The sequence below is a fragment of the Mesorhizobium sp. M7A.F.Ca.CA.002.04.1.1 genome, from assembly GCF_004022805.1.
Taxonomy (GTDB): Bacteria; Pseudomonadota; Alphaproteobacteria; order Rhizobiales; family Rhizobiaceae; genus Mesorhizobium; species Mesorhizobium ciceri.
Genome location: NZ_RZPL01000087.1, coordinates 1 through 11,766, shown reverse-complemented (window position 1 = coordinate 11,766; position 11,766 = coordinate 1). Strand labels below are relative to the sequence as shown.

Sequence of the window (11,766 nt, the reverse complement as noted above, 5' to 3'; positions counted from 1 at the left end):
GCCCTGGTGCTGGCGCTTGCCCGCGCCGCCGGAGCAGGCGGCATGGTCGGCGGCCAGAAGCTCGATCTCGAAGCCGAACAGACGCCGCCGGACGAGGCCGGCATCATCCGGCTGCAGGCGATGAAGACCGGCGCGCTGATCCGCTTCGCCTGCGAGGCAGGCGCCCTCATCGCCGGCGCCCCGGCCGATGACCGCGAGCGGCTGGCCGAATTCGGCTCGGCGATCGGTCTTGCCTTCCAGCTTGCCGACGACCTGCTCGATTTGACCGCCGACGCCAGCCAGATGGGCAAGGCGACCGGCAAGGACGCCGCCGCCGGCAAGGCGACGCTGGTGGCCTTGCATGGTGCAAATTGGGCACGCGGCCAGCTGCACGGCCTCGTCCAACAGGCGCATGCGCTGCTTGAGCCCTATGGCGACGATGCCCAGTTGCTGAAAGAAGCGGCGACATTCGTGGCGGCGCGTAACAGCTAAGGTTGGTGCCAGCCGGAACATCGAGCTGATTGCACGCACGTCCCCGCCGGCCGGTTCTGAAATAGAACTTGAGCGGAAGCCTGCCGAGGCAGAGGATTGACATCCGCACGGCAAGCACGCGGTGCGGATAAGAGTTGGAGGATGCCATGTCGACCACCGACAAGCTGTTCAGCGGTTCCATTCCCGAGATCTACGACCGGGCGATGGTGCCGCTGATCTTCGAGCCATATGCGCGGGATCTGGCGGAGCGGGTGTCGAAGCTCGGGCCGCAATCGGTGCTCGAAGTGGCGGCGGGCACCGGTGTGGTGACACGTGCGCTCGCAGCAAAGCTGCCGGCGCAAGCGCGCATCGTGGTCACCGACCTCAACCAGCCCATGCTCGACCACGCACGCACGCGGATGGTGGACGATCCTCGCATCACCTGGCAGCAGGCCGATGCTCAGGCGCTGCCCTTCGAGGACGCACAGTTCGACGCCGTGGCCTGCCAGTTTGGCGCGATGTTCTTCCCCGATCGGGTGGGCGCCTACGGGCAAGTTCGGCGCGTGATGCGGCTGGGCGGACACTTCCTGTTCAACGTCTGGGGTGCCATCGAAGAGAACGAGTTTGCCGATGAGGTGACGCGGGCGCTCGGCCATTTTTTCCCGGCCGATCCGCCTCGCTTCATGGCAAGGACACCGCATGGCTATCACGATGCGGACGTCATCCGCGCCGACCTGCATGCCGCCGGCTTCCGTAACATTACCATAGAGCCGCTGGATGCCGTCAGCGCCGCTTCCTCGCCATATGAGGCGGCCACGGCCTATTGCCAGGGCACGCCCCTGCGGGTCGAGATCGAGGCGCGCGGTGGCTCGCTGGAGGAGGTGACGCGATACGTGGCGAATGCCCTTGGGAAACGGTTCGGGGAAGGCCCGGTGAGTGGCCGCATCCGCGCCCTCGTCGTGGACGCGGCCTAGGCGCGCTGTCCATCCGGCGGCTCGCACGGCTCGCCTGCCCGAACGAACGAAATTTTAATGTAAATGAAGCGTAATCCCGGCCATTAAAATGGTGCGTATGTGTTGGGGTTGCGCATGCCTGAATATTCGTCCTTCATCCGGTCGGTCCGGATCCGCTATATTTCAGGGTTGCTGATCTTCGCGCTGGCTTCCGCCGGCATCGTGATTGCGCTTGATCGCGTCAATTCCTTTCGCCGCGACATCGATGCGCTGAGCAGCAATCTCGTCATCTTCACCCGAGACCTGCGCAACGCGACCAGCTTTGCCGAGACGACCGGCACCGCCTGGCGGGCGGAGACACGCGATGCCCTGACCACATCGGCGCGCGGCCATTCGGAGCGCCTGACCGGCGAGATCGAGACGCTGACCGCCCAGCTTGCGGCGATCAAGCCGCGGCTGTCGATCAAAACCGTCGACGAACTCCAATCCGCTTCAGTTAACGGCGATCTGTTCTGGTCGCCGCGCGACATGGTGCGCAATTTCAACCTGATGTCGGTGGCGCAGAAGGTCGACGAGTGGAGCTATCGCGAAATCCGCAACCAGAATGACCTGTTCGCCCAACCCATGCTGGTTCGCGTCCGCACCGCCATGGATGATGAGCGCCATCTGGCCGATGCCTCCAGCGACAGGCTGTTGTTGTGGGCCAGCGGCATCCTGTTCGCGGCCCTTGCCATCGTCGCCTTCTGGATCTTCCGCCCGATGGAAGTGGCGATCCGCCGCGCCTTTGCCGAATCCGCCGAATCCCTGTTCAAGGCCGAGGCCGCCGACCGCGCCAAATCGGAATTCCTGGCCAATATGAGCCACGAGATCCGCACGCCGATGAACGGTGTGCTCGGTATGGCCGAACTGCTGGCCAAGACCGATCTGACCCCACGCCAAAAGACCTTCACCGACGTTATCGTGAAGTCCGGCAACGCGCTGCTCACCATCATCAACGACATCCTCGACTTCTCCAAGATCAATGCTGGCCAGCTCACCCTCGACCCTGCTCCCTTCCGCCTTTCCGAGGCGGTCGAGGACGTGGCGACGCTGGTCTCGGCGCGCGTCGCCGAAAAGAACCTCGAACTGATCGTGCGCGTCGATCCGCGCCTGCCGGCCCATGTCGTCGGCGACGCCGGCCGGTTCCGGCAGATCATCACCAACCTGCTCGGCAACGCAGTGAAGTTCACCGAGAAGGGTCACGTGCTGATCGACGTCGGCGGCGAGATCGTCAACGACGTGGTCCAGCTCAAGATCCGCGTCGAGGACACCGGCATCGGCATACCGGCCGAGAAACTGCAGAACGTGTTCGAAAAATTCGCGCAGGTCGACGGCTCGTCCACCCGCCGTCACGAGGGCACGGGGCTGGGCTTGGCCATCGCAGCACGCCTCGTCGACCTGATGGCAGGCAAGATCGGCGTCGAGAGCGAGATCGGCCGCGGCTCGGTGTTCTGGTTCGCGGTGCCGCTGCCCGCGCATCAGGCCGCGGCGCGCGACGAGATCGTGCCGGTCGACGTCACCGGCGCGCGCGTGCTGGTCATCGATGACAATCCGGTCAACCGCGAAATCCTGCTCGAGCAGCTCAGAAGCTGGAGCTTCGACTGTGCCGCCGCCGAAAGCGGCGCCGTCGGCCTGGCCTTCCTCGATCGCGCCTTTCAGTTGGGCGCCGCCGTCGACTGCATCATCCTCGACTACCAGATGCCCGGCATGAACGGCGCCGACGTCGCCAGGGCAATTGCTTCCGACAGCCGGCTGTCCTCCATCCCGGTGGTGTTGCTGACCTCGGTCGACCAGGTCGATTTCGGCAAGATGATCATCGACTTCGGCATTGCCGCGCATTTGACGAAGCCGGCGCGCTCTGCGGTCCTGCTCGGCACCGTTATTTCGGTCGTGCAGAAGGCCCGTTCGCAGGTCGGCAAGGCGCAGTTTGTCCGCGAACCGATCGTCCAGGCTCCCCCGGCAGCGCCGCCTGCCTTTACCGTCATCCGCGGCCCGGCGCTGCCAGTCGCGGCAGCACCGGAATCGACAACCACGCCGAACGGACCGATCGACATCCTGATTGCCGAGGACAACGACGTGAACCAGCTGGTCTTCGGCCAGATCCTCAATGGCTTGGGCTTGAGCTACCGCATCGCCGGCAACGGCCGCACGGCGGTCGAGATGTACCGGGCGCTGCGCCCCAAGCTGATCCTGATGGACGTCTCGATGCCGGAGATGAATGGCTACGAAGCGACCCGCGCGATCCGGGCCATGGAGACCTCGACGGGCACCCACATTCCGATCATCGGCGTCACCGCGCATGCGCTGAAGGGCGATCGCGACAAGTGCATCGAATCGGGCATGGACGACTATCTGCCGAAGCCCGTTTCGCCCGACCGACTGGGCACCAAGATCGGCACCTGGCTCAGCGAGACCGTGGTGGCCAAGACGGCCTAGCCTGCCTCCATCGATGCATCAGGCGGCTGCGTCGAGGCGATAGCGGCGCATCCAGTCGAGGCTGGTGTCGTCGGAGAGCTTTGCGACGCCGGGCCTTACATCTTCGGCGTCTGGTGCTTGGACATCCAAGACTTCACAGATGCCTAGCAACGTCGCCGCCGGATTGCTCGAAAGGCGCTCGTAGCCAACCCGAAGCGGGGTTATGCCTTGCTCAGCGAACCAAATGCTCCATGCCGCATCATAGGTCTCGAGTACCTCGACCTCACGCCTGATCCGCTCGAAATCATATTGGGGCTCTTTCGGCGGTGCGACCCTTTCGATCTCGGTGCCGTCGGGAGCGATATGCCAAAGACCGGTCTGCTCTGCCTTGATCAGGGAGACAGCCTGCGCAAGCTTGTCCTCCCGCGAGAGGTGTATGTAGAGAACATTGCCGAATGCTCTTTCGAACCGTGCTCTGTCGGATGACAGTTTTGGGAAAATCCGGCCGAGGATCGCCGAAAGCTCATCCAGATTTTCGCGCATCAAGCGGAGACCGAAGAGGCCGGTCCCACCCTTGCCAGCGGCGATCGTAGCATTGAGGTAAGCGGCATCGAATTCGCGCTCGCTCATCGCGGCGCGATCGAGCAGCTTCCACTCTTCGGCCCACTCCACCACGTCCTGGCGCCGATAAAACGAATGTGGATCGCCGGCGGTCTTGGTGGACGCCAGGAGCTTGCACAGCAGCGTGCTTCCGGTCCTCGGTGTGCCGCAGATAATGTATCCATCGAACATGTTGTGCCCACGCGGCTTGTCAAAGGCAGGGGCTGTCGCTCCTGGTAAGATGACCGCCGCCATAGCTGAAATCCTTGGTGGATGCGACGTCACGGCTGTCGCTTTCTAAATGCCTCTCTCAGACAAAATACCCTGCCGGCAGGGGTCAAATCACCGGTTGCGCACCACCACGCATGCCCCACCGATGCTTTGCAATTTCTGGCAGATGACGTTTGCATCGGCGCGGTGGTCGACACCGATCCTGACCGCATAGATACCCCGCCGGCCGATCGGCGTGCGCACCCGGCTGACCACTGGATCGTGCCCGTTGAGCAGGGCCGGGAACCGGCTCCTTATCCTGAGCCACTGGTTGATCGCGGCACTGCGGCGGAAATTGCCGGCCACCTGGATGCCCCACGGCTTTACGTTGATCGAGGCCATCGCCACGGTCCGCGACATGATCACCGGCAGTTTTCGGCAAGCGACGGCAAAATCCGCCTTAGCGTCGAGCGGTTCGACCCTTCCGGCATAGGCTCGGTCGGTGAACTTGTCGGCTGGTTCGCCCATGATGTCGAAGACATAGCTTTCGGTTTCCATCGGCAGGAAACCGCCGGAACTGAGCCAGCGCGACACCCGGCTCTCGCCGGCATTGTAGGCGGCGGCCGCCAGGCCGAGATTGCCGTAGCCGGTTTTCATTTCGGCGAGATATTTCGCCGAAGCCGGGATCGCCTGATTGATGTCGAAGGAATTGGCAAGCCCGCGCATCTTGGCGGTTCCCGGCATGAACTGGGCAATGCCTTCGGCGCCGACGGGACTGACGGCGTTGGGATCGAAACGGCTCTCCTTCCAGATCAGCCGGGCGAAGAAATCCCTGGGCAAACCATTCTGGTCGGCATGCGCCTGGATCAGGTTGCAGACCTTGTCGATAAGCCGTTGCTTGGCGGATTGCGGCGGATCGGCCTGAGCCAGTGTCGACCAGACTAGCCCACACAGCAGGACCAGCGTCGCCCACAGGAAACGCTGCATTTGACCTACTCTGCCGCGGCCTTGCCGCCGCGACCGAACCGCTGTTCGATATAGTCGGCGACCATTTTCTCGAAATCCGCCGCGATCGACGGTCCGCGCAGCGTCGCCGCCTTCTTGCCGTCGACGAAGACAGGCGCCGTCGGCGTCTCGCCGGTGCCGGGCAGCGAAATGCCGATATCGGCATGCTTGGACTCGCCCGGGCCGTTGACGATGCAACCCATCACCGCGACCTTGAGGTTCTCGACGCCGGGATATTTGTCGCGCCACACCGGCATGTTCTTCCTGAGATCTGCCTGGATGTTCTGAGCGAGCTCCTGGAACACGGTCGAGGTCGTGCGGCCGCAGCCGGGACACGCGGCGACGATCGGCACGAACTGCCTGAACCCCATCGTCTGCAGCAATTCCTGCGAAACCTGCACCTCGCGCGTGCGGTCGCCATTCGGCTCCGGCGTCAGCGAGATGCGGATGGTGTCGCCGATGCCTTGCTGCAGCAGGATGCCCATGGCGGCCGACGAAGCGACGATGCCTTTCGAGCCCATGCCGGCTTCAGTCAGGCCGAGATGCAGTGCATGGTTGGAGCGGGTGGCGAGCTCGGCATAGACGGCAATCAGGTCCTGCACGCCGCTGACCTTGGCCGACAGGATGATTTTCTCGCGGCCAAGGCCGATCTCTTCCGCCATCTCGGCCGAGAGAATGGCCGACTGCACGATCGCCTCGCGCATCACCTCTTGCGCCGTCAGCGGAAAACCCTTGTCCTGGTTGTCGTCCATCAGCCGGGTCAAAAGCTCCTGGTCGAGCGAGCCCCAGTTGACACCGATGCGCACCGGCTTGTCATGCCTGATCGCCATCTCGACGATGTCGGCGAACTGCCGGTCCTTCTTGTCCTTGAAGCCGACATTGCCGGGGTTGATCCGATATTTGGCCAGCGCCTCGGCGCAGGCCGGGTGATCGGCCAAGAGCTTGTGGCCGATATAGTGGAAATCGCCGACCAGCGGCACGTTGATGCCAAGCCGCTGAAGCCGCTCATGAATGCGCGGTACGGCGGCGGCACTCTCGTCGCGATCGACGGTGATGCGCACGATCTCGGAGCCGGCCCGGTGCAGTGCTGCGACCTGCGCGACGGTCTGGTCGATATCGGCCGTGTCGGTGTTGGTCATCGATTGGACGACAACGGGCGCGCCGCCGCCGACGACCACGCCGCCGACATCGACGCCGACCGAGGTGCGGCGGGGGAAAGGAGAGGAAAAATATCCGGTCATGCCGGCAGCCTTTTGTCTCTGGAGCATCTTGTGTCCTGCATGGGCGCACAACGACGCCCCGGGCCGATGCGCTGAGGTCCGGGCATGAGGTGGAGGAGCAAAGATGGCTTGTCAATGGCGACAGGTCGCCACTGGCCCGAATCGGCACGTCGCCAACGACCAAAAACAATCGATGATCTGGCGAAACGGGCGACGGCCGAAGCGGATATTAAGCCGGGTGCAAGTCCAGCTTCGGCTGACAGACCGTGCTGGGAAATCAAACCTCTCCACGCCGGCGGCGGGGAGCCGCCGGGAAAAGAGGCCGCGGATACCGCGCGGCTATGTCAGGAGGGCATCAATGCGTGGTCGGTTTTCCTCTTAGTTTTTCAATCTCGTCCTTGAGTGCCAGCTTGCGTCGCTTAAGATTCACGATTTCGAGGTCGTCGACCGATGGATGATTCATCGCGTCATCGATTTCACGTTCGATGTCGCCGTGTTTCCGCTGCAACTCATCAAGATGGGATGCAAGAGACATGATTGGTTCTCCCTTTCATGGTTTTCCTCGATTGCAACCGTCACGGCGCGTCCACCGCAGGTTCGCTTCTGTGACGGCACGGTGACAGTGTGTCACCTTCCGCGGGCGATGTCGAATGATCCGTGGTAGCATTCCACGACACTGTGAAATGTGATATGGGCTGCACGCCGGTGACAAAACACCCGGCCCCGCCCAATCAGGCCCAGCTTTGGGCGCCGCAGACGTGCAGACGGTAGAGAATGTCCGATCAGGAACAGGCCGATATTCGCCTCGAATTTTCCCGCCTGAAGCAGGAACACGCCGATTTCGATGCAGCCATCAACGCGATGATCGCCATGGCCTGCGATCCGCTGCAGATCCAGCGCATGAAGAAGAAGAAGCTGTTCCTCAAGGACCGGCTGATGGCGCTGGAAGACAAGATCATTCCCGACATCATTGCGTGAACGATGTGATGTGCTGACGCTGATCGAGCGCCAGGCAGCGGCGATCTGCATCTCCCTGCGCGGTCGTGTGACGGTGCCTTTGGCCGGTCAATCGTTGGGCTCTTTTTCGCCGGTGCACTAGCCGCGACGGCGCGTCCTGCCGGGCGATCTCGCACATGGAGCACCTCGAACTCGACGGCTTCGTCGCACGCTCTCGGTCAGTGATCCCACCGTTCTGACGGATTGTCCGGCGACGCCGCTGGGAAACCTGCGCCTTCGCGCGGCTCAGCCCCGGCCGTCGACACAGCTCACCGCCCGCCCCTCAAAACAATAACTTTACAAATATTTGTATTTATGTGAAGTCATGACGATTGAAGGATCGACCATGACAGCCACTCGTTTCGCCACGCGCCTGAATTCCTTTGCCTCGCGGCCGCAGGCCGAATGGCCTGATCTTACCGGCAAGCCGTCGCTGCTGCAGATGGCGGCGCGCGCCGCCAAGGTCGGCGGGCTTACCGATCTCGACCTCAACTTTCCCGACCATGTCAGTGAAAAGCCTGCGGAAATCGCCCTCAAACTCGGCGATCTCGGGCTTTCCATCAATGGCTTTGCCATGCGCTACTACTCCAACCCCGCCTTCAAGCTCGGCGCATTCACCAATCCGGATCCGGCGGTGCGCCGCGAGGCCATCGACCTGACCAAAGCCGGCATCGATGCCGTGCGTGAGGCCGGCGCCAGCCTGATGACGCTGTGGCTCGGCCAGGATGGCTTCGACTACGCCTTCCAGGCCGACTATGTGACGCTTTGGCAACACGAAATCGATGGGATTCGTGAAGTAGCCGCGCATGATCCCGACTGTCAGATCAGCCTTGAGTACAAACCGAACGAACCACGCTCCTACAGCCTGATGCCGGATGCGGCGACGACCTTGCTGGCGATCCGCGATGTCGGCCTGCCCAATCTGGGCGTCACCCTCGATTTCGCCCATGTGCTCTATGCCGACGAACAGCCGGCCTTTGCCGCGGCCCTGGTGGCGCGCCACAGCAAGCTGCTCGGCGTGCATCTGAACGACGGCTACGCCAAGCGCGACGACGGCCTGATGGTCGGCGCGGTGCACACGCTGCAGACCATCGAGTTGCTCAGGCAGATTCGCCGCGACGGTTACGCCGGCGCCATCTATTTCGACACGTTCCCCGACATGACCGGGCTCGATCCGGTGCGCGAGTGCGAAGTCAACATCGCCACCGTCAAGCGCATGCTGCGCGTCGTCGACCGGCTGGGGCAGGACAATCGCCTGTCCGCCGCCATGGACAGCCAGGATGCGGTGACGTCGCAGGCCATCATCCAGGAAATCATGCTCGGGCCGGATAGCTGAGGCATGCGCACCATTATCGTTTTCAACAAGGGAGGAATACAATGAAACTTCTGCTTGCCACGGCTACCGCCGCACTGATGGCGCTGTCGATCGGCTCTGCCTTTTCGGCCGACCTCGCGCCGCTCAATTCCGACACGGAAAAGGACCGCATCGACTGGTCGCAGGTCGAGGCCAAATTCGGCGCGTTCCCCAAGCTGCCCGAAGGCACCAAGGCAGGCGCCGTCTCCAAGACGCTGACCAATGAATACTGGCGCTCGCTGGGCGAGGGCTACACGGCATTCGGCGCCAAGGTCGGCGTTCCCGTCGTCTATCAGGCAGCGCAAAGCGAGGGCGACCAGCTCGGCCAGCTCACCATCGCCGAAGGCCTGGTGACGCAGGGCTACAACGTGCTGCTCGTCTCGCCGCAGACGGATGCCAATCTGCAGCCGATCATGGAGCAAGCCAAGGCCGCCAACGTGCCGGTGGTCAACGTCAATGACGCCGTGATCCCGCAGGCCGAACATTATGTCGGCAATGTCCAGCGCGACAATGGCGTGCGCGTCGCCAAATGGTTCATCAAGAACCGTCCGGATGGCGGCAAGGTCGCCATCGTCGAAGGCCAGGCTGGCGTCTATGCCGCCGTGCAGCGCACCGACGGCTTCAAGTCGACCATCACCGAGGCAGGCAAGTTCGAGGTCGTCGCCAGCGTTCCCGGCAACTGGGACCGCCAGACCTCCTATGATGCGGCCACCAACATCCTGCAGCAGCACCCCGACCTGATCGGCTTTTATGCCAACAATGACGGCATGGCGCTCGGCATCGTCGAGGCAGTCAAGGCCGCCGGCCTGCAGGACAAGGTTGCGGTCTTCGGCACCGACGGCATTTCCGACGCCTATGCCTCCATACGGGCCGGCGAACTGACCGGCACGGTCGACAGTTTCCCGGTGCTGACCGGCGAAGTGGCGTTGGAAACTGCTCTGCGTCTCGTCGCGGGACAGAAGCTGCCCCGCGTCGTCGCCACGCCCCAGGCACTGATCACCAAGGACAATGCCGACCGCTATTCCGGCGCCGGCGCGCGCAAGGCACTGCTCGAGGACGCGGCTGCGGGCCAGTAAGGCCAATCGGCGAGTGCCGGCCAGAGCAATTCGCTCCCGCCGGCACCGTTGCCCGGAGATAGAACCCAATGTCACCCCGGCTGCAATTCCAGGGCATTTCCAAGCTGTTTCCGGCCGTGCGGGCGCTTGACGGCGTGTCGTTCTCGGTAGGTGCCGGTGAAATCCACGGCCTGCTCGGCGAAAATGGCGCCGGCAAGTCGACGCTGCTGCGCATCCTGTCTGGCGTCCACACGCCGACAGCGGGAAGCGTCCTCATCGACGGCAAGCCGGTTACACTCGCCAACCCGGTCGCCGCACGCGCTGCGGGCGTCGCCATGATCCATCAGGAATTGCAGCAGGTACCACGCCTTAGCGTCGCCCAGAACATGTTCCTAGGCCATCCGCTGACGCGCGGCGCCATCTTCGTCGCCCGGCGCGAACAGGAGCGCCGTGCTGCGGAGGCTCTTGCGGCCATCGATCCCTCCATCGATCCGGCTGCACCCCTCGGTACCCTGAAGGTGGCGCAGCGGCAGATTGTCGAGATCGCCCGCGCGCTGCTCGATCGCGCCCGCATCGTTGCCATGGACGAGCCGACATCGAGCCTGACGCCGAGCGAATTCGAACGGCTGGCGCAAGTCATCACCGGCCTCGCCCGCGACGGCGTCGCCGTCGTCTATGTCTCGCACAAGCTGGACGAGGTGTTCGGCATCTGCCGGCGCGCCACCATCATGCGCGATGGCGTCGTCGTCGATTCCGTCGATCTGAACGACCTGTCGGAGAAAGCGGTCGTGGCGATGATGGTCGGCCGCGAACTGGCGCAGGAGCAGCATAATTCCCATGCCACGAACAAGGTCATGCTGAGCGCGCGTGGCCTCTCCTCGGCGACGAAGGTGCGCAACGTGTCGTTCGATCTGCATCGCGGCGAGGTGCTGGGCATTGCCGGCCTGGTCGGTTCCGGCCGCACTGAACTGCTGCGGCTCTTGGCCGGCGCCGATCGCGCCACGGCCGGGACGATTGCAATCGACGGCAAGGCGGCACGGTTCTTCAGCCCGCGTGACGCGATTGCCGCCGGCGTCGGACTGGTGCCGGAGGAGCGCAAACGCGAAGGCATCGTGCCGCTGCGCTCGATCACCAGCAATATGGCGCTGGCCTCGATGGCCGTGTTCGCGCCGCGCGGCCTCATCGATCACGCCAGGTTGAAACAGGTGGCGGCCGAGAAGATGAGCCGCGTCAATCTGCGCCCATTCCTGCTCGACCGGCCGATCCGCCTGTTCAGCGGCGGCAACCAGCAGAAGGCGATCATCGGCCGCTGGCTGGCGGCGGGAACACGCATCCTCTTGTTCGACGAGCCGACGCGCGGCATCGATGTCGGCGCCAAGGCGGAGATCTATCATCTGATCGAGGAACTCGCCGCCGAGGGCCATGCGGTGGTCGTCGTCTCCTCCGAACTGCCCGAGGTGATCCGGCTT

At 63.5% G+C, this 11,766-nt stretch carries 11 protein-coding genes; 7 read left to right on the top strand and 4 right to left on the bottom strand.

The genetic code is table 11. The annotated features are described in order from the left end of the window. From ENZ75_RS07150 to ENZ75_RS07140, 3 genes are all read left to right on the top strand, one after another. Window positions 1-471: polyprenyl synthetase family protein (locus ENZ75_RS07150; protein ID WP_206525156.1), on the top strand; the 471-nt coding region annotated here is incomplete at its 5' end. A 146-nt stretch (window positions 472-617) separates the two neighbouring features. Next, complete coding sequence (locus ENZ75_RS07145) at window positions 618-1,424, top strand: methyltransferase domain-containing protein (protein WP_063169167.1); 807 nt, start codon at window positions 618-620, stop codon at window positions 1,422-1,424. 114 nt (window positions 1,425-1,538) lie between these two features. Continuing rightward, window positions 1,539-3,878, top strand: a complete 2,340-nt coding sequence (locus ENZ75_RS07140) for a response regulator (RefSeq protein ID WP_013529222.1) — start codon at window positions 1,539-1,541, stop codon at window positions 3,876-3,878. 18 nt (window positions 3,879-3,896) lie between these two features. Here ENZ75_RS07140 and ENZ75_RS07135 read toward each other — a convergent pair whose 3' ends face one another. The 4 genes from ENZ75_RS07135 to ENZ75_RS07120 form a co-directional block, all read right to left on the bottom strand. Next, on the bottom strand, window positions 3,897-4,712 hold the full coding sequence (locus ENZ75_RS07135; RefSeq protein WP_128277993.1) for a Stf0 family sulfotransferase: 816 nt from the start codon (window positions 4,710-4,712) through the stop codon (window positions 3,897-3,899). 87 nt (window positions 4,713-4,799) lie between these two features. Continuing rightward, on the bottom strand, window positions 4,800-5,654 hold the full coding sequence (locus ENZ75_RS07130) for a lytic transglycosylase domain-containing protein (RefSeq protein WP_063169169.1): 855 nt from the start codon (window positions 5,652-5,654) through the stop codon (window positions 4,800-4,802). Window positions 5,655-5,659: 5 nt separating this feature from the next. Further along, a complete protein-coding gene (ispG, locus tag ENZ75_RS07125) occupies window positions 5,660-6,913 on the bottom strand; it encodes a flavodoxin-dependent (E)-4-hydroxy-3-methylbut-2-enyl-diphosphate synthase (RefSeq protein WP_024502967.1) in 1,254 nt (417 codons plus the stop codon). 334 nt (window positions 6,914-7,247) lie between these two features. Continuing rightward, a complete protein-coding gene (locus tag ENZ75_RS07120; RefSeq protein WP_013529217.1) occupies window positions 7,248-7,427 on the bottom strand; it encodes a YdcH family protein in 180 nt (59 codons plus the stop codon). Between the two features lie 239 nt (window positions 7,428-7,666). On the opposite strand from ENZ75_RS07120, the gene ENZ75_RS07115 reads away from it, so the two are divergent. From ENZ75_RS07115 to ENZ75_RS07100, 4 genes are all read left to right on the top strand, one after another. Beyond that, window positions 7,667-7,870 (top strand): DUF465 domain-containing protein, encoded by a 204-nt coding sequence (locus ENZ75_RS07115; RefSeq protein WP_013529216.1) that lies wholly within the window; start codon window positions 7,667-7,669, stop codon window positions 7,868-7,870. A 364-nt stretch (window positions 7,871-8,234) separates the two neighbouring features. After that, on the top strand, window positions 8,235-9,224 hold the full coding sequence (locus ENZ75_RS07110) for a TIM barrel protein (RefSeq protein WP_063170351.1): 990 nt from the start codon (window positions 8,235-8,237) through the stop codon (window positions 9,222-9,224). Between the two features lie 41 nt (window positions 9,225-9,265). Continuing rightward, window positions 9,266-10,318 (top strand): substrate-binding domain-containing protein, encoded by a 1,053-nt coding sequence (locus ENZ75_RS07105; protein ID WP_024502965.1) that lies wholly within the window; start codon window positions 9,266-9,268, stop codon window positions 10,316-10,318. 68 nt (window positions 10,319-10,386) lie between these two features. Then, on the top strand, window positions 10,387-11,766 hold a 1,380-nt coding region (locus ENZ75_RS07100), incomplete at its 3' end, for a sugar ABC transporter ATP-binding protein (RefSeq protein WP_164887749.1).